Source organism: Burkholderia alba (assembly GCF_034721475.1).
GTDB classification, from domain to species: domain Bacteria; phylum Pseudomonadota; class Gammaproteobacteria; order Burkholderiales; family Burkholderiaceae; genus Burkholderia; species Burkholderia alba.
Map to the genome: position 1 here is coordinate 151801 of NZ_JAWJWL010000014.1, position 16208 is coordinate 168008.

General features: G+C 68.4%; 17 protein-coding genes. 10 read left to right on the forward strand and 7 right to left on the reverse strand.

Annotation, left to right across the window (positions count from 1 at the left end; translation table 11 throughout):
* Positions 1-40: 40 nt before the first annotated feature.
* The 3 genes from xerD to queG are packed head-to-tail and all read right to left on the reverse strand — an operon-like array spanning position 41 to position 2756.
* On the reverse strand, positions 41-1006 hold the full coding sequence (xerD, locus tag RZR99_RS17765; RefSeq protein WP_323121068.1) for a site-specific tyrosine recombinase XerD: 966 nt from the start codon (positions 1004-1006) through the stop codon (positions 41-43).
* Positions 1003-1473 (reverse strand): methylated-DNA--[protein]-cysteine S-methyltransferase, encoded by a 471-nt coding sequence (locus RZR99_RS17770; protein ID WP_323121069.1) that lies wholly within the window; start codon positions 1471-1473, stop codon positions 1003-1005. Before RZR99_RS17770 ends, xerD begins: the two co-directional genes overlap by 4 nt.
* 56 nt (positions 1474-1529) lie before the next feature.
* Complete coding sequence (gene queG / locus RZR99_RS17775) at positions 1530-2756, reverse strand: tRNA epoxyqueuosine(34) reductase QueG (protein WP_323121070.1); 1227 nt, start codon at positions 2754-2756, stop codon at positions 1530-1532.
* A 17-nt stretch (positions 2757-2773) separates the two neighbouring features.
* Between queG and tsaE the strand changes: the two genes are divergently transcribed.
* Together tsaE and RZR99_RS17785 are read left to right on the forward strand one after the other, a co-directional pair.
* Positions 2774-3328 carry a tRNA (adenosine(37)-N6)-threonylcarbamoyltransferase complex ATPase subunit type 1 TsaE gene (tsaE, locus tag RZR99_RS17780; RefSeq protein ID WP_323121071.1) on the forward strand — a complete coding sequence of 185 codons (555 nt, stop codon included), beginning with the start codon at positions 2774-2776 and terminating at the stop codon, positions 3326-3328.
* Positions 3310-4848, forward strand: coding sequence for an N-acetylmuramoyl-L-alanine amidase (locus RZR99_RS17785; protein ID WP_323121072.1), 1539 nt, complete (start codon positions 3310-3312; stop codon positions 4846-4848). Before tsaE ends, RZR99_RS17785 begins: the two co-directional genes overlap by 19 nt.
* Positions 4849-5104: 256 nt before the next feature.
* Here the strand turns inward: RZR99_RS17785 and RZR99_RS17790 are convergent, their stop codons facing one another.
* A complete protein-coding gene (locus tag RZR99_RS17790; RefSeq protein ID WP_323121117.1) occupies positions 5105-5986 on the reverse strand; it encodes an EamA family transporter in 882 nt (293 codons plus the stop codon).
* 140 nt (positions 5987-6126) lie between these two features.
* Between RZR99_RS17790 and RZR99_RS17795 the strand changes: the two genes are divergently transcribed.
* Both RZR99_RS17795 and trxA read left to right on the forward strand, forming a co-directional pair.
* Positions 6127-7008 (forward strand): pirin family protein, encoded by an 882-nt coding sequence (locus tag RZR99_RS17795; protein WP_323121073.1) that lies wholly within the window; start codon positions 6127-6129, stop codon positions 7006-7008.
* 55 nt (positions 7009-7063) lie between these two features.
* The gene (trxA, locus tag RZR99_RS17800; RefSeq protein ID WP_323121074.1) at positions 7064-7909 is read left to right on the forward strand and encodes a thioredoxin; all 846 of its coding nucleotides are present in this window, start codon (positions 7064-7066) and stop codon (positions 7907-7909) included.
* A 62-nt stretch (positions 7910-7971) separates the two neighbouring features.
* On the opposite strand, the gene tcdA is transcribed toward trxA, so the two are convergent.
* The gene (tcdA, locus tag RZR99_RS17805) at positions 7972-8853 is read right to left on the reverse strand and encodes a tRNA cyclic N6-threonylcarbamoyladenosine(37) synthase TcdA (protein ID WP_323121075.1); all 882 of its coding nucleotides are present in this window, start codon (positions 8851-8853) and stop codon (positions 7972-7974) included.
* Positions 8854-8988: 135 nt separating this feature from the next.
* Here tcdA and pdxH point away from each other — a divergent pair, with 135 nt between their 5' ends.
* The 3 genes from pdxH (at position 8989) to RZR99_RS17820 (ending at position 12308) form a co-directional block, all read left to right on the forward strand.
* On the forward strand, positions 8989-9633 hold the full coding sequence (gene pdxH, locus RZR99_RS17810; RefSeq protein WP_323121076.1) for a pyridoxamine 5'-phosphate oxidase: 645 nt from the start codon (positions 8989-8991) through the stop codon (positions 9631-9633).
* A gap of 144 nt (positions 9634-9777) precedes the next feature.
* On the forward strand, positions 9778-10998 hold the full coding sequence (locus RZR99_RS17815; RefSeq protein WP_323121077.1) for a cyclopropane-fatty-acyl-phospholipid synthase family protein: 1221 nt from the start codon (positions 9778-9780) through the stop codon (positions 10996-10998).
* 23 nt (positions 10999-11021) lie between these two features.
* Positions 11022-12308: a DUF72 domain-containing protein gene (locus RZR99_RS17820; protein WP_323121078.1), complete on the forward strand. Its 1287-nt coding sequence runs from the start codon at positions 11022-11024 to the stop codon at positions 12306-12308.
* Between the two features lie 15 nt (positions 12309-12323).
* On the opposite strand, the gene msrA is transcribed toward RZR99_RS17820, so the two are convergent.
* Positions 12324-12881 carry a peptide-methionine (S)-S-oxide reductase MsrA gene (msrA, locus tag RZR99_RS17825; protein ID WP_323121079.1) on the reverse strand — a complete coding sequence of 186 codons (558 nt, stop codon included), beginning with the start codon at positions 12879-12881 and terminating at the stop codon, positions 12324-12326.
* A 247-nt stretch (positions 12882-13128) separates the two neighbouring features.
* Here msrA and RZR99_RS17830 point away from each other — a divergent pair, with 247 nt between their 5' ends.
* Positions 13129-13638, forward strand: coding sequence for a flavin reductase family protein (locus tag RZR99_RS17830; protein ID WP_323121080.1), 510 nt, complete (start codon positions 13129-13131; stop codon positions 13636-13638).
* Here RZR99_RS17830 and RZR99_RS17835 read toward each other — a convergent pair.
* The gene (locus tag RZR99_RS17835) at positions 13625-14125 is read right to left on the reverse strand and encodes an Lrp/AsnC family transcriptional regulator (protein ID WP_323121081.1); all 501 of its coding nucleotides are present in this window, start codon (positions 14123-14125) and stop codon (positions 13625-13627) included. The two genes, RZR99_RS17830 and RZR99_RS17835, sit on opposite strands and share 14 nt — an antisense overlap.
* Positions 14126-14253: 128 nt before the next feature.
* Between RZR99_RS17835 and kynB the strand changes: the two genes are divergently transcribed.
* Both kynB and kynU read left to right on the forward strand, forming a co-directional pair.
* The gene (gene kynB, locus RZR99_RS17840) at positions 14254-14892 is read left to right on the forward strand and encodes an arylformamidase (protein WP_323121082.1); all 639 of its coding nucleotides are present in this window, start codon (positions 14254-14256) and stop codon (positions 14890-14892) included.
* A 49-nt stretch (positions 14893-14941) separates the two neighbouring features.
* The gene (gene kynU / locus RZR99_RS17845) at positions 14942-16192 is read left to right on the forward strand and encodes a kynureninase (RefSeq protein ID WP_323121118.1); all 1251 of its coding nucleotides are present in this window, start codon (positions 14942-14944) and stop codon (positions 16190-16192) included.
* The last annotated feature ends 16 nt before the right edge of the window (positions 16193-16208 follow it).

Below are 16208 nucleotides of genomic sequence, written 5' to 3' on the forward strand. Positions count from 1 at the left end.
GTAGGGAGTCGGCCCGTGCGCGCCCGGCGGGACGGCGCGCTCAGCCGCGCGGATGATGCGCCGCGTGCAGCGTCTTCAAGCGCTCGCGCGCGACGTGCGTATAGATCTGCGTAGTCGAGATGTCGCTGTGCCCGAGCAGCAGTTGCACGACCCGCAGGTCCGCGCCGTGATTGAGCAGATGGGTGGCGAACGCATGCCGCAGCGTATGCGGCGACAGGTGCGCGCGGATCTCCGCTTGCTGCGCATGCCGCTTGATGATGTTCCAGAATTGCTGGCGGGTCATGCCGTCGCCGCGCGCCGTCACGAACAGCGCGTCGGCTGCCCGCGCCCCGAGCAGCGGGGGTCGCGCGTCGCGCAGATAACGCTCGATCCAGCCGTGCGCGACTTCGCCGAACGGCACGAGCCGCTCTTTCGAGCCCTTCCCCATCACGCGCACGACGCCGTCGTTGAGCCCGACCTCGACGGTCTTGAGCGTGACCAGTTCGCTCACCCGGAGCCCGCTCGCATACATCAGTTCGAGCATCGTGCGATCGCGCAGGCCGAGCGGCGTCTCGATGTCGGGTGCGCCGAGCAATGCTTCGACCTGGGCCTCCGACAACGTCGACGGAAACCGCGCGGGCTGCTTCGCCGACACGATCCGCAGCGTGGGATCGGCCGCCGCGCGGTGTTCGCGCACGGCCCAGCCGTAATAGCGCCGGAACACCGACAGGCGCCGGTTCGACGACGTCGCCTTGCCGTCGCTGCGCGCGGCGATGTAGCCCGTCACCATCGACTCCGTCGCATGATCGAGACTCGTGCGATGGATCGCCGCGAGCCAGTGCGAAAACAGCTGCAGATCTCGCCGGTACGCATCGAGCGTGTTGCGCGACAGCCCGTGTTCGAGCCACAACGCGTCGCAGAACACATCGATCGACGCGCGGCTCGCGAGCGATTCGGGCGAATCGGACGCCGCGTCCAGCTCGGCGCCCGTCTCGGCGGCACGGGAAGACGGTTCGAAACGGCTCATCGGTACGGGACGCCTTCGTGCGCGAGCAGCCAGCGCTTGACCCTCAGGTAATAGCCTTCGGTGTCGCCGTTCGCGAAACCGCCGATCCCGCCCGACGCGACCACCCGATGGCAGGGGATCACCAGCGGAAAATAGTTGGCTCCGCACGCCTGGCCGACCGCGCGCGGGCCGGTGCCGATCTGTTTCGCGATCTGGCCGTAGGTGGACACGAGCCCCGGCGGAATCTCGCTGATCGCATTCCACACGCGCCGCTGGAACGCCGTACCGACCGGCGCCAGCGGCAGGTCGAAGCGCGCCGACGCGCGGTCGAAATAGCGCTCGATCTGCCGCACCGCGCGCTTCGCGAGCGTCGTGTTCGGCGCGACGCTGCGCACCGATTCCGGCAGATAGAGAATCTCGCGCACCACCGACGCATCGGTGCGGACTCCGAGCTTGCCGAACGGTGCGTCGATTACGGCGTTGAACATCGTTGTCTCCAGAAGGAAGCGGCCGGACCGCGCCGAACCGCCACTTTACGCCGCCTTCAGGCGGCCCGCAGCGCCCAGGCCACGTGCTCGCGAACCAGCGGCGACGCATCGTCCGCGCGCGCGCCGAGCGCATCGACCATCGCCGCGCGCGCGGCCGGCGAAACGCCGCCGGGCGCCGCCCGCAACGCGTTGCCAAGACCGACCGCCAGATTGCGCAGCCAGCGCTCGTAGCCGATCCGGCGAATCGCGCTGCCCTGCATCCGCTCGTCGAACTGCCCGGCGCTCCAGCCGAACAGCTCGACGAGCGACGCGCGATCGAGGCCGTGCCGCACGTCGAAATCGGCGACGGGCGCCGCCTGCGCGAATTTGTTCCACGGGCATACCAGCTGGCAATCGTCGCAGCCGTATACCCGGTTGCCGATCATGGGCCGCAGCGCCTCGGGAATGCTGCCCTTCAGCTCGATCGTCAGATACGAGATGCACAGGCGCGCGTCGACCCGGTAAGGCGCGACGATCGCGCCGGTCGGACAGGCGTCGATGCAGCGCGTGCAGCTGCCGCAGTGCGCGCCGGGCGTCTCGGGCGCGGTGCCGGGCGATACCTGCGCATCGGTCGGCAGCGGCACGTCCACAAAGATCTCGCCCAGGAAGAACAGCGAGCCCGCGTCGCGCTCCAAAAGCAGCGTGTGCTTGCCGCGCCATCCGGTGCCCGCCTTCTGCGCCAACTCGACTTCCAGCACCGGCGCCGAATCGGTGAACACGCGGTAGCCGAAGCTGCCGATTTCCGCTTCGATCCGCTCCGCGAGCGTCTGCAGCCGGCCGCGCAACACCTTGTGATAGTCGCGGCCGCGCGCATAGATCGACACGACCGCGGCTTCGGGATCGTCGGCGCGCGCCAGCTCGCGCGCCCGCCAGGCTCCCCGCGCCGCGGCATCGGCGTCGAGCGCGCCGGCCAGCGTGCCGGCCGGCAGATAGGCGAGCCGCGCGGAGATCACGCGTCGCGTGCCGGCCACAAGTTCGGCCGGACGCGCGCGTTTCGTCCCATGTTTCGCCATATAATCCATCTCGCCGTGGCAACCGGCTTCCAGCCAGGCGGCGAGCCCCGCTTCGGCAGCCGAGAGATCGGTATCGCTGATGCCGATCGCCCCGAAACCCAGTTCGCGCCCCCAGGTCTTGATGCGCAGCGCGAGCGCCGCCAGCGCCGCGTCGTCAAGACAATGCGGCGCCGCGCCGCCGCCATTCATCGACGGCGCGTCTGTCACAGCGAGTTCCGGAGTTCGGTTCATCGCGCTATTTTACGAGAATGCTCGCGAAGCCAAGCCAAACGTCATCAGGGTCCATCCTGCCCGCCGCGGTCGGCGAACGCGTCATCGCGCTCGCCGACGAAGCGGCCACCGACGCGTTCGGCCGGCGTTTCGCCCAGGCGATCGACGCGGTACGCGCGGAACTCGCCGCGCGGCATGCGTTCAACGGCCTCCAGATCCAGCTCGTCGGCGACCTCGGCGCGGGTAAAACCACCCTCGTCAGGGCGATCCTGCGCGGCCTCGGCCATGCCGGCCGCGTGAAAAGCCCGACCTACACCCTCGTCGAACCATATGCGCTCGAACGCCCGGATGGGGAACTTGAGCTGTACCACTTCGATCTGTACCGTTTTAGCGATCCGGCCGAATGGGCCGATGCGGGCTTTCGCGAATATTTCAACTCCAGCGCGATCTGCCTCGTCGAATGGCCTCAGCAGGCAGGCGCCGTACTCGGCGTCCCGGATCTCGTCTTCTCGCTCGACGTGGACGGCGACGGCCGCGTCCTCGCCGCGCGGGCGTACAGCGCATCAGGAAAAGCATGTCTCGAAAGATGTTGATCAAACCGTTCCGCTCGATCGAATCGGCGGCCACCGCGAGCCATAACTGGCGCCGCCGCCAAGTGCTGCGCGCGGGGGCCTCCACGCTGGTGCTCGCGCTCGTCGGCCCGCGCGTCGCGCACGCGTCGTCGGTGCTCGGCGTGCGCGTCTGGCCCGCCCGCGATTACACGCGCGTGACGATCGAATCCGATCAGCCGCTGCAGAATACCCAGCAATTGCTGCAAGGTCCGGACCGGCTCGTCGTCGACCTGACCGGCCTCGATCTCGACCAGGCGCTGCGCGACCTGGTGTCGAAGATCGCGCCGAACGATCCGCAGATCCAGTCGGTTCGCGTCGGACAGTACCAGCCGCATGTGGTTCGGATGGTGTTCGACCTGAAAGGGTCGGTGAAACCGCAGGTGTTCACGCTGCCGCCCGTCGGCACCTACCGCTACCGGCTGGTGTTCGATCTGTATCCGGCCGTCGCGCCCGATCCGCTGTCCGACCTGATCGCGCAGACGGAGCGCAAGGAACAGCAACTGAACGACACGGTGCGCGCGCAGCAGGCGCAGCCGCCGTCGGCCGCGCTCAACGGCCCGACCGCCACGCCGCCCGCCGGCTCGGCCGACAACAGCGACGCGTTCTTCCAGCACTTCGCGCAGAATGCGCCGTCGCCCGCGCGCCCCGCGCCGCCGGCCGCCACCCCCGCTACCCCGCCCGCACCGGCCCGGCCCGCCGTCAAGCCGCCGCCCGTGATCGCCCGCAAGGACGATGACGACAGCGACGACGCCTACGCGTTCACCGCGCCGAAGGCCGGCAAGGGCGGCACGGTACGCTTGCTCACCGTCGCGATCGATCCCGGCCACGGCGGCGAGGATCCGGGCGCGATCGGCAGCGCCGGCACCTACGAAAAGCACATCGCGCTCGACATCGCGAAGAAGCTGCGCGCGAAGATCGACGGCGCGGCGAACATGCGCGCGATGATGACCCGCGACGCGGACTTCTTCGTGCCGCTCAACGTGCGGGTGCAGAAGGCGCGGCGCGTCGGCGCGGATCTCTTCGTGTCGATCCACGCGGACGCGTTCACGACGCCGTCGGCGCGCGGCTCGTCGGTGTTCGCGCTGTCGGATCACGGTGCGACGAGCGCGGCCGCGCGCTGGATGGCGAACAAGGAGAACTCGTCGGACCTGATCGGCGGGATCAACATCAAGACCCAGGACGTGGCGGTGAACCGCGCGCTGTTCGACATGTCGACGACCGCGCAGATCCGCGATTCGATGCGCTACGGCAACTACGTGCTGAAGGAAGTCGGCGGTATCAACAAACTGCACAAGGGCTCCGTCGAGCAGGCAGGCTTCGCGGTGCTGAAAGCCCCCGACATTCCGTCGATCCTGGTCGAGACCGCGTTCATCAGCAATCCCGACGAGGAGCGCCGGCTCAACGACGACGCGTATCGCGACCAGATGGCCGATGCGATCTTCCGCGGCATCAAGCGCTATTTCGCGGCGAATCCGCCGCTCGCGCGAAGCCGGATGACCTGACCGCGCGCAGGCTTCGCCCCGCACCCGCCACGCCTCGCATGCCGCGAGGCGTTTTCGTATCGGCGCGGCACCGGCGAAAATCATCGGCGCCGGCGCGATCGCCGTGCTGCGCCGCCCGACCGGTACTCTCGCCCGTCGCCGGCTGCGTCCGCGCGAAGCCTGCCGCCCCGCCCGCGGCGACGACGTCGTCGCGTAGCCCCGCCCGCCCCGGCCTACCGGGCACGGCGTCACCGCCGACACCGCCGTCGCCGCGCGCTCACGACGTCGAGACGAAGCACCGCACGAGACGCCCGCCGAATACATTCACCGCGAGCCCCGCCATCACGAGCGCGGCGCCGATCAGTTGCGCGCTGCTCAGATGTTCGTCGAGCAGCAGCGCGGACGAGCCGAGCCCCACGATCGGCACCAGCAGCGAGAACGGCGCGACCTGCCCCGCCGGATAGCGCGACAGCAGGCGGCTCCACAGCCCGTAGCCCAGCAGCGTCGCGACGAACGCGAGATAGACGATCGCGAACACCGACCGCCCCGACAGCGACGCCAGCGCTTCGCCGATCCGCTGCGGCCCCTCGAACAGATAGGACAGCACGAGGAACGGCAGCGGCGGCACGAGGCTCGCCCACACGACAAGCGACACCAGATCGACCTTGCCGATCTTCTTCGTGACGATATTGCCGCACGCCCACAGCGCCGCCGCGCCGATCGTCAGCAGGAAGCCCGCCAGCGTCATCGCGCGGCCGCCCTGCGACGCGATCACGGCCAGGCCGATCGCGGCGATCGCGAGACCCGCCAGATTCTGCGCGCGCAGCCGCTCGCCGAGGAACGCCATCGCGAACACCAGCGTGAAAAACGCCTGCGCCTGCAGCACCAGCGACGCCAGACCGGCCGGCATGCCGACGTACATCGCGGAAAAGAGGAACACGAACTGGCCGAGCAGGATCGTCGCGCCGTAAAGAACGAGCCAGCGCCACGGGATCTGCGGGCGCCGCACGAAAAACACCGCCGGCACCGCGGCGAGGATGAAGCGCAGCGCGCCGAGCAGCATCGGCGGCACGCCGTGCAGCCCGACCTTGATCACGACGAAGTTCACGCCCCAGGCGACGATCACCACCAGCGCCAGCAACAGGTCCTTCGGGGCCATCATCGTCGTCTCCGGGAATTTTTCTGAGAAGCCGGTCATCTTACCGGCGTTGGCCGTCTCCCGCCGCCGGCGCGTCGCATGCCACGTTCGCCCGGGACCATTACAATGGTCCGCATCCCCGCCGCCCGCCAGGATCCGTCATGACCGATTCGATCAAAGCCATTCTGAAACCCCACATCCGCGACATCGGCAACCTGCAGGTGCGCCGTACCCTGCCCGCGATGGCCGCGCGCCTCGTCGGCCCGTTCATCTTCTTCGACCACATGGGCCCCGCCGACCTGCCCGCCGGCGTCGGGCTCGATGTCCGGCCGCACCCGCACATCGGACTCGCGACGGTCACCTACCTGTTCGACGGCGCGATCCTGCACCGCGACAGCCTCGGTTCGGTACAGGCGATCGTGCCCGGCGACGTCAACTGGATGACGGCCGGCCGCGGCATCGTGCATTCGGAACGCACGCCGGAAGACGTCCGGCTGCGCGGCCAGACCGTCCACGGTATCCAGACCTGGGTCGCGCTGCCGCTCGAGCACGAAACCGTCGAACCGTCGTTCGAGCACCATCCGGGCGCGACGCTGCCGAAGCTCGAACGCGACGGCGTCGCCCTCACCGTGATCGCGGGCGATGCCTTCGGCGCGGTGTCGCCCGTCACGACTTTTTCTCGCACGCTGTACGCGGCCGCGGCATTCGGCGCGGGCACCACGCTGACGCTCGACGCCGATCACGAGGAGCGCGCCGTGTATCTCGTCAGCGGCGACCTGAGCATCGACGGCACGCCGCTCGAAGTCGCGCAGATGGCGGTGCTCACGCCGGGCGCCGCCGCCGCGCTCGCGAGCACGCAGGGCGCCCGCGCGATGCTGCTCGGCGGCGCGAAGCTCGCGGGCGAACGCTTCATCGAATGGAATTTCGTCGCCAGTTCGCGCGATGCGATCGAGCAAGCCAAGGCCGCCTGGACCCGCCAGGAGATGGGCCAGGTGCCGGGCGAAACCGAATGGATTCCGCTGCCCGAACGCAAACCGCATTGAAATCGGGCCGGACGCCCGCACGTTCCCCCGGAACGCCACTTATCACGAGAACGCCATGGATACCACGCTCGCCACCTTCGAACGCGATGTGATCGACGCATCGCTCGACACCCCGGTGCTGGTCGATTTCTGGGCCCCCTGGTGCGGCCCGTGCAAGACGCTCGGTCCGCTGCTCGAAAAACTCGAGCGCGATTACGACGGCCGCTGGCGGCTCGTCAAGGTCAACGTCGACGAGAACCAGGAGCTTGCCTCACACTTCCAGACCCGCAGCATTCCGCACGTAATCGCTTTCGCGAACGGCCAGCCGGTCGACCAGTTCGTCGGCGTGCTGCCCGAGGGCCAGCTGCGCGCATTCATCGACCGCCTGCTGCCGTCGCCCGAGCAAGCCGAGCGGCACGCGGCGCAGGCCGCGCTCGCCGACGAGCGGATCGACGACGCCGCCGCGCACCTGAAGGCGGCGCTCGCGCTGAACCCCGGTTACGACGACGCGCGCCTCGACCTGATCGAACTGCAGCTCGCGCTGAATGAAGTCGATGCCGCGCACGACGAGGCCACCCGGCTTGCGCCGGCGGTGCAAAGCGGCGACCCGCGCTACCTGGCGATCAAGGCGCGCTTCGACGCGCTCGCCGCGAGCGCCGACCTGCCGCCCACCGACGCGCTCGAGGCGCAGATCGCGGCCAACCCCGCCGATCTCGACGCCCGCTTCGATCTCGCGCAGAGCCTGATCGCGCGCCGCGCGTACCAAGGAGCGCTCGAGCAGTTGTTGGAGATCGTCCTGCGCGACCGCGCCTATGGCGACGATCTCGGCCGCAAGACCATGATTTCGGTATTCGAGATGGCGGGCGATCAACCCGAGCTGGTCGCGGCATGGCGGCGCAGGTTGAGCGCGGCGCTCAACTGAACTGATCCGCCGGATCGGGAGCGTTGGTCCGGGGCGCCGGCGGGCTACCCCGGGCAGCGCCGCTACGCGTTCGCGCGAGCGGCGAGCGCCCGCAGGACATAGGCCGACGCGGCAAACCCGAAACTCGCGGTCACGCACACGCTCGACCCGAAACCCGCGCAATTGAGTCCGGCCGGACCACTCGGCGCGGCGGCGCCCGACACATCCCCCCCCGGCGCCGTGCCGGCATCGAGATCGCATGCCGCCGCCTCCGCTTCCGGATAGATCAGCGGCTCGTCCGAATACACCGCGTCCACCCGGAACTTCGACTTCGGTCCGCGCGGGAAGCCGTGCTCCTTGCGCAGCTGCGCGCGTACCTTCGACAAGAGTGGGTCCTGGATCGTCTGCGCGAGATCGTCGATCCGGATCCGGGTCGGATCGAGCTGGCCACCCGCGCCGCCGACCGTGATCAGCGGCTGCCGCCGCGCGACGCACCACGCGATCAGCGCGACCTTGGTGCGCACGCTGTCGATCGCGTCGACCACGAAATCGAAGCCGCCGCCAAGCAGACGGTCGAAATTGTCCGGCTCGACGAAGTCCTCCACCGTCACGACCCGGCAGCCGGGATCGATCCGCGCGATCCGTTCGGCCATCGCGTCGACCTTCGGCTTGCCGTAATTGCCGTCGAGCGCGTGGATCTGCCGGTTCGTGTTGCTTTCCGCCACATTGTCGAGATCGATCAGCGTCAGTTCACCGATCGCGCTGCGCGCCAGCGCTTCGGCGGCCCAGGACCCGACCCCGCCGATCCCGATCACCGCCACCTTCGCCCGCTCGAACGCCGCGAGCGCCGGCGCGCCGTACAGCCGGGCAACCCCGCCGAACCGGCGTGCGCGATCCACGTCAAGCTGATTCGATAGGCTCGGAGTAAGATCGAATTCTGTCGCAACGGCGTCGGCACGGGGCATGGCGGTAAGCAAAATGAAAGTCGTTCGACCTTCTATTTTGCCTGATCGCCGCTGAAAACATAGGCCGTCTCCACGCAGCGCAGGTTTTTCTCACCTTGGTTATACTGGCTCCAGATTGAAGCGTCCGCATAAGAAATGACGACCCTCGCCGATCTCCGCATCAACTACTCGCTCGCGTCGCTCGATGAAGCCGACGCCAATCCGAATCCCTTTCTCCAGTTCGACAGCTGGTTCAAGGAGGCGCTGCACGCGCAACTCCCCGAACCGAACACGATGACGCTCGCGACGGTCGATGCCGAAGGCCGGCCGTCGGCGCGCATCGTCCTCATCAAGGGGGTCGATGAACGCGGCTTCGTGTTCTTCACCAATTACGATAGCCGCAAGGGCCGCGAAATCGCGCACAACCCGCAGGCGGCGCTGCTGTTCTACTGGATCGAACTCGAACGCCAGGTGCGCATCGAAGGCCGCATCGAGAAGACCAGCGACGCGGAAAGCGACCGCTACTTCGCGTCGCGCCCGCTCGGATCGCGCATCGGCGCATGGGCGTCGGATCAGAGCGCCGTGATCGACGGCCGCGCGGCGCTCGAGGCGCGCGAACGCGACGTCAGCGCGCGCTACGGCGACAACCCGCCGCGCCCGCCGCACTGGGGCGGCTACCGCGTCGTCCCCGCTTCCATCGAATTCTGGCAAGGCCGCCCGTCGCGGCTCCACGACCGCCTGCTATACACCCGCGACGCCGCGTCGCCCGGCGGCTGGACGATCGCACGACTGTCGCCGTAAGCCGCTCGCGCCACGCGCCGGGCCGTTCGCCCGCGCCGGAGCGCGCGTATTTCGTGTTGCACCGGGTGGCTGTCGTCTCGCGCCTTCGGCCTGCCCGATCGAGAACTTGGCTGTATTCATTTCAACGGACAACGGAGAATCCAAATGTTCTGGGAAAAGAAGCTGGCACAGTGGGCGGACGACGTACGGGCGAAGGCGAACCTGCCGGCGCGCCTGGTGTTGTGGAACGGCCAGCAGCTCGACTTCGGCACGTTCGCCGCGCCGCAAGTGACGCTCAAGGTCAACAGCGCGTCGGCGCTGCCGCTGTTGCTCGAACCGAGCCTCGACAATCTCGGCGAGGCCTACGTGCAGGGCAAGATCGACATCGAAGGCAAGGTGTCCGACATCATCAACATCAGCTACTCGCTCGCGCGCAGCACCGTGACGAACGCCGGAAAGCTGGCGCGCGTGAGGCGCTACTTCAATCACTCGAAGACCTCGGACAGGAAGGCGATCCAGTATCACTACGACGTCTCGAACGAGTTCTACCGGCTGTGGCTCGACGAAAACATGGTGTATTCGTGCGCCTACTTCGAGAACGGCGACGAAGATCTCGCCACGGCGCAGGTCAAGAAGATCGATCACATCCTGACCAAGATCCGGTTGCAGCCCGAGCAGCGGCTGCTCGACATCGGCTGCGGCTGGGGCGCGCTCGTGCTGCGCGCCGCGCAGAAGTTCGGCGCGCGCTGCGTCGGCGTCACGCTGTCGCAAAACCAGTTCGACCTCGCTACCGCGCGCGTGAAGGCGGCGGGACTCGAGGACCGGATCGAGATCCGGCTGCAGGACTATCGCGACGTCGAAGGCCAGTTCGACCGGATCACCAGCGTCGGCATGTTCGAGCACGTCGGCCGCAAGAACCTCCCGCTGTATTTCTCGCACGTACGCGAACTGCTGACCGACGACGGCATCGCGATGAACCACGGCATCACCTCCACCGACGCCGAGAGCGGCGAGACCGCGCTCGGCGGCGGCGAGTTCATCGACCGCTACGTGTTCCCGGACGGCGAACTACCGCACATTAGCCTCGCGCTCGAGGCGGCGCAGCGCGGCGGCCTCGAAGCGATTGACGTCGAGAGCCTGCGTCGGCACTATGCGCGCACGCTCGACATCTGGACCGAGAACTTCGAAGCGAAGGCGGAGGAAGCCAGGGCGCTCGTCGATGACGAAAAATTCCGCATCTGGCGCGTCTATCTCGCCGGCTGCGCGTATGCGTTCGAACACGACGACGTGTCGATCTTCCAGATCGTGTGCCGCAAAGCCGGGCGCAGCGCGAAAACGCTGCCGTGGTCGCGGCGCTACATGTATGAACACGCGCTGCCGCGCTAGGCGGCGCCCTTTGACGACGACGCATGGGTGACGGCAGCACGCGGCGCAAACCGGCGCCAACGCAACACCAGGATGGCACCGGCAGCGCACAGCGGGACGACGGCGCGCAGTTCGATCTGTTCGGCGCGGCACTGCCCGCCGCGCCTTCCCCCCCCTCTCCCGGGCCCGGCACGGGCGGTCAAGCGGCCCGGCCCGCGTCCCCCGACCCCGAACTCCGGTCCCGTGCATCGCCACCGCGGCAAGAAGATGCCGCGTCGGTACCCGACACGCCGGCTCTACCGGGCATCGACGCGGCGCCCGCCGCCGCGCCCCGCAAGAAGGCCCGCCGGCGCGGCGTGCTGCCCGCCGTGCCGTCCGCCGACGTCATGGACGCCGCCGCCGCGCTGCCGCCGTCCGTGCGGCTCGGCACGTCATCGTGGTATTTCCCCGGCTGGAACGGCATCGTCTACGGCGACGACTATGCGCAGTCGAAACTGTCCCGGGAAGGACTCGAAGCCTACGGCGCGCATCCGCTCCTCAAGAGCGTCAGCCTCGACCGCTCGTTCTACGCGCCGCTCACCGTCGCCGACTATCTGCGTTACGCGCAGCAGGTGCCGGACGATTTCCGTTTCGTCGTCAAGGCGCCGGCGTCCGTCACCGACGCCGTCGTGCGCGGCAATCGCGGCGAGCCCGCCGGGCCGAATCCATCGTTCCTGAACGCGCAGCTCGCCGCCGACGAATTCGTGCGGCCGTGCCTCGAAGGTCTTGGCCGCAAGGCGGGCGCGCTGGTGTTCCAGTTCTCGCCGCTGCCCGATGCGCTGCTCGCCGATCCGGCCGCGCTGATCGACCGCCTGAGCGCATTTCTCGCCGCACTGCCGCCGCTGCCGGACGATCCCGACGGTCCGCGTTACGCGCTGGAGATACGCGATGCGAGCCTGCTGACGCCGCGCTTCATCCGCGCGCTGGCCACGGCGGGCGTACGCTATTGCGTCGGTCTGCACGCGAAGATGCCGGACCCGCTGCGTCAAGCAGCGGCGCTCGCGCTGCTCGACGGCGAGCCGTCCGGCCCGCTGATCGTGCGATGGAGCCTGCACAGCGGCTTCAAATACGAGCAGGCGAAGGCGAAGTACGAGCCGTTCGACCGGCTCGTCGACGAGGATTTCCACACGCGCTCGGCGCTCGCCGAGCTGGCGGCGCGCTACGTGCTGGCCGGACAGCCGGTGCTGATCACGATCAACAACAAGGCCGAAGGATCGGCGCCGCTGTCCTGCATCGCACTCGCGAAGGCCATCGCCGCCGCGTGCGCGCACCTGCGCGGCGAAGCGGCCTAGCGCCGCGGACGCGCGTCACGCCTGGCGCGATTTCAGGCGATGCGCGAACTTCTGACGGAATTTCGCGATCTTCGGTCCGATCACGGCCGCGCAGTAGCCCTGCCCCGGATTGCGCGCGTAATAGTTCTGGTGATACGCCTCGGCGGGCCAGTAATTGCCGTCCAGCGGCTCCACCCGCGTGACGACCGGATCGCTGAACACCTGCTCGTGCCCCACCTCGCGGATCACGTCGAGCGCGGCATCGCGCTGCGCATCCGAATGCGTGAACACGACCGAGCGGTACTGGGTACCGACGTCGTTGCCCTGCCGGTTCAGCTGGGTCGGATCGTGGGTCGCGAAAAAGATCCCGAGAATCTCCCGGTAGCTGATCCGCGACGGATCGAAGGTGACGTTGACCACTTCCGCGTGGCCCGTCTCGCCATCGCACACGTCCCGGTAGCCCGGGTTGCGGGTATGCCCCCCCGCATAGCCCGACTCGACGGCGGTCACGCCGTCGACGTCCAGGAACACCGCTTCCTGGCACCAGAAACAGCCACCGCCCAGCGTGGCGACTTCGCTTGCTGCTTGACTCATACCGGCTCCTTGTCCGTCCAATATCCACCTTGTCCGCCCGCCGGCAACCCGGCCGGCCGCGCCCGGCACCGCAGAACTGTCAGGTCGCCCACTCGCCGCGCCGGCATCGACGGGGTCTCAGCATCGCGCGATTCCGTTAAAATCGGGGCAACTTGCCGAATATCCAGATGATCGACCTTTCTCTTTCACACCGCTTCGCGCGCGCCTGCCGCTCCGGGCGACACTGCCGAACGCAAGCCTGCGCGCAATGAAACACGCCACTCCGCCCAACTTCGACGTCACCGCCTTCCGCGAGGCCCTCGGCCAGTTCGCGACCGGCGTGACCGTGATCACGACGCGCGCGCCGTCCGGCCAGTTGATCGGCATCACCGCCAGCTCGTTCAATTCGGTGTCGCTCGATCCGCCGCTCGTGCTGTGGAGCCTCGCGCACAAATCGGCGTCGATGCCGGTATTCCGCAGCAACAGCCATTATGTGGTCAACGTGCTGGCGTCGTCGCAGCTCGATCTGTGCAAGCGCTTCGCGACCGTCAAGGGCGACCGCTTCGAAGGCGTGTCGCATGCGGCGGGAGACTCCGGCATGCCGGTGCTCGACGGCGCGCTCGCGTGGTTCGAGTGCCACAACCGCAGCCGCTACGACGAGGGCGACCACGTGATCTTCGTCGGTCAGGTGGAGCGCTGCGGCGTGCATCCCGATGCCGGCTCGATCGCGCCGCTGGTGTTCCAGCGCGGCGGCTTTCACGGCATCACAACACTTTGAGCGCGCCGGTGCGGGCGAGCGCCACGGGCGCGCCCGCTTCGTCCTTGAGCGTCTGCAGCACGATGTTCGAGCGGATGTCCATCACCCCCGGCGCCTTGTACAGGTGGTTCAGCACGAAATCCGAATAGTGCTTGAGATTGTGCGCGAGCACGCGCAGCAGATAGTGGCTCTCGCCCGTCACGACGAACGCCCCCACCACCTCGGGCCATTCCCGCACCGCCTCCGCGAAACGCTCGTGCCAATGAGTCTGGTCGTTGCGCATCGACACCTGCACGAACGCCTCCAGCTCGAAACCGAGCTTCTCCCGGCTCAGACAGGCGCGATAGCATTCGATCACGCCCTGCTCCTCCAGCAGGCGCATCCGGCGCAGGCACGCCGACGGCGATAGCGCGATGCGCTCGGCCAGATCGAGGTTGCTGATGCGTCCCTCCTGCTGAAGAACGGCGAGAATACGGCAATCGGTGGCGTCGAGCGTAATCGCATGCATTTTTGGTCCCCGTTTCTACTCTGATTCGAATTATCTGCCAAATTGGTGGATTGTCCATGCTTATTTTGCAAGCACGTTCTGCGCGGGTTTGCCTATGATGCGAAGCAGTCAATCCGATTCGGAAACGCATGGACACGCTCTGGGACATTTCCCCCGCCATCGATCCCGCCACACCCGTCTGGCCGGGCGACACGCCCGTATCGATCGAGCGCGTGTGGCGCATGGAAGCCGGGTCGCCGGTCAATGTCGGGCGGATGACGCTGTCGCCGCACACCGGCGCCCATGCCGATGCGCCGCTCCACTACGACGCGGGCGGCGCGCCGATCGGCGCGGTGCCGCTCGACCCCTATCTCGGCCGCTGCCGCGTGATCCATTGCATCGGCGCGTCGCCGGCGGTGCGGCCGGACGACGTGCGGGCCGCGCTGGCCGACGCGCCGCCCCGGGTGCTGCTGCGCACCTGCCGTCAGGCGCCTCAGCGCGAGTGGGACAGCGCGTTCTGCGCGGTCGCGCCGGCCACCGTCGATCTGCTCGCCGCCCACGGCGTGCGCCTGATCGGCATCGACACGCCGTCGCTCGACCCGCAGGAATCGAAGACGATGGACGCGCATCACCGGATCCGCGCGCACCGGATGGCGATCCTCGAAGGTCTCGTGCTCGACGACGTCGCGCCCGGCGACTACGAACTGATCGCCCTGCCGCTCAAGTTCGCGACGCTCGACGCGAGCCCCGTGCGCGCCGTGTTGCGCGCGCTGCCCGCCGGACACTGACCGACTCGCCGATTCGCCCTATTTTCTCGACCTTCTGAACCGATCCATGATGAAAACACGTGAAGACGCGCTCGCCCTCGATCGCGACGATCCGCTCGCCCCGCTGCGCGAACGGTTCGCGCTGCCTGACGGCGTGATCTACCTCGACGGCAACTCGCTCGGCGCGCAGCCGCGCGCGGCCGCCGCGCGCGCCCAGCAGGTGATCGGCGCCGAATGGGGCGACGGCCTGATCCGCAGCTGGAACAAGGCCGGCTGGTTCGCGCTGCCGCGCCGCCTCGGCGACCGGCTCGCCCCGCTGATCGGCGCCGCGTCCGACGAGGTGGTGATCACCGACACCATTTCGATCAACCTGTTCAAGCTGCTGTCCGCGATGCTGCGCCATCAGGCCACGCACGCGCCGCAGCGCCGCGTGATCGTGTCGGAACGCTCGAACTTCCCGACCGACCTGTACATCGCGCAAGGGCTCATCGCGCAGCTCGGCGGCGGCTATGAACTCCGCCTGATCGACGACCCGGCCGACCTGCCCGCCGCGCTCGGCAACGACACGGCGCTCGCGCTGATCACCCACGTGAACTACCGGACCGGCTACATGCACGACATGCCGGCCGTCACGCAAACGGTCCGGCATGCCGGCGCGCTGATGCTGTGGGATCTGGCGCACTCGGCGGGCGCCGTGCCGGTCGATCTGACCGGCGCGGGCGCGGACGGCGCGGTCGGCTGCACGTACAAGTACCTGAACGGCGGCCCCGGCTCGCCCGCGTTCGTCTGGGTGCCGAAGCGCCACCAGGCGGCTTTCGAGCAACCGCTGTCCGGCTGGTGGGGCCATCGCGCGCCGTTCGCGATGCAACCCGGGTTCGAGCCCGACCCCGGCATTGCGCGCTTCCTGTGCGGCACGCAGCCGATCGTGTCGATGTCGATGGTCGAAACCGGTCTCGACCTGTTTCACGAGACCGACATGCACGCGTTGCGCCGCAAGTCGCTGGCGCTCACCGACGCGTTCATCGCGCTCGTCGAAACCCGCTGCGAAGGCCAGTCGCTGAAGCTCGTCACGCCGCGCGCCCACCATCAGCGCGGCTCGCAAGCCAGTGTCGAGCATCCGCACGGCTACGAAGTGATGCAAGCGCTGATCGCGCGCGGCGTGATCGGCGATTACCGCGAGCCGCGCATTCTGCGCTTCGGCTTTACGCCGCTCTACACGCGCTTCGTCGACGTGTGGGACGCGGTGGAGGCCCTGCGCGACGTACTCGCCACCCACGCGTGGCAGGCGCCGGAATTCGCCGCACGGACCGCGGTGACCTGAACGCCCGCGCATCGAC

Excerpts from the sequence above, each read along its gene's own strand:
- xerD (WP_323121068.1), bottom strand. The coding sequence starts at position 1,006 with ATGAGCCGTTTCGAACCGTCTTCCCGTGCCGCCGAGACGGGCGCCGAG.
- RZR99_RS17770 (WP_323121069.1), bottom strand. The coding sequence starts at position 1,473 with ATGTTCAACGCCGTAATCGACGCACCGTTCGGCAAGCTCGGAGTCCGC.
- queG (WP_323121070.1), bottom strand. The coding sequence starts at position 2,756 with ATGAACCGAACTCCGGAACTCGCTGTGACAGACGCGCCGTCGATGAAT.
- tsaE (WP_323121071.1), top strand. The coding sequence starts at position 2,774 with ATGCTCGCGAAGCCAAGCCAAACGTCATCAGGGTCCATCCTGCCCGCC.
- RZR99_RS17785 (WP_323121072.1), top strand. The coding sequence starts at position 3,310 with ATGTCTCGAAAGATGTTGATCAAACCGTTCCGCTCGATCGAATCGGCG.
- RZR99_RS17790 (WP_323121117.1), bottom strand. The coding sequence starts at position 5,986 with ATGGCCCCGAAGGACCTGTTGCTGGCGCTGGTGGTGATCGTCGCCTGG.
- RZR99_RS17795 (WP_323121073.1), top strand. The coding sequence starts at position 6,127 with ATGACCGATTCGATCAAAGCCATTCTGAAACCCCACATCCGCGACATC.
- trxA (WP_323121074.1), top strand. The coding sequence starts at position 7,064 with ATGGATACCACGCTCGCCACCTTCGAACGCGATGTGATCGACGCATCG.
- tcdA (WP_323121075.1), bottom strand. The coding sequence starts at position 8,853 with ATGCCCCGTGCCGACGCCGTTGCGACAGAATTCGATCTTACTCCGAGC.
- pdxH (WP_323121076.1), top strand. The coding sequence starts at position 8,989 with ATGACGACCCTCGCCGATCTCCGCATCAACTACTCGCTCGCGTCGCTC.
- RZR99_RS17815 (WP_323121077.1), top strand. The coding sequence starts at position 9,778 with ATGTTCTGGGAAAAGAAGCTGGCACAGTGGGCGGACGACGTACGGGCG.
- RZR99_RS17820 (WP_323121078.1), top strand. The coding sequence starts at position 11,022 with ATGGGTGACGGCAGCACGCGGCGCAAACCGGCGCCAACGCAACACCAG.
- msrA (WP_323121079.1), bottom strand. The coding sequence starts at position 12,881 with ATGAGTCAAGCAGCAAGCGAAGTCGCCACGCTGGGCGGTGGCTGTTTC.
- RZR99_RS17830 (WP_323121080.1), top strand. The coding sequence starts at position 13,129 with ATGAAACACGCCACTCCGCCCAACTTCGACGTCACCGCCTTCCGCGAG.
- RZR99_RS17835 (WP_323121081.1), bottom strand. The coding sequence starts at position 14,125 with ATGCATGCGATTACGCTCGACGCCACCGATTGCCGTATTCTCGCCGTT.
- kynB (WP_323121082.1), top strand. The coding sequence starts at position 14,254 with ATGGACACGCTCTGGGACATTTCCCCCGCCATCGATCCCGCCACACCC.
- kynU (WP_323121118.1), top strand. The coding sequence starts at position 14,942 with ATGAAAACACGTGAAGACGCGCTCGCCCTCGATCGCGACGATCCGCTC.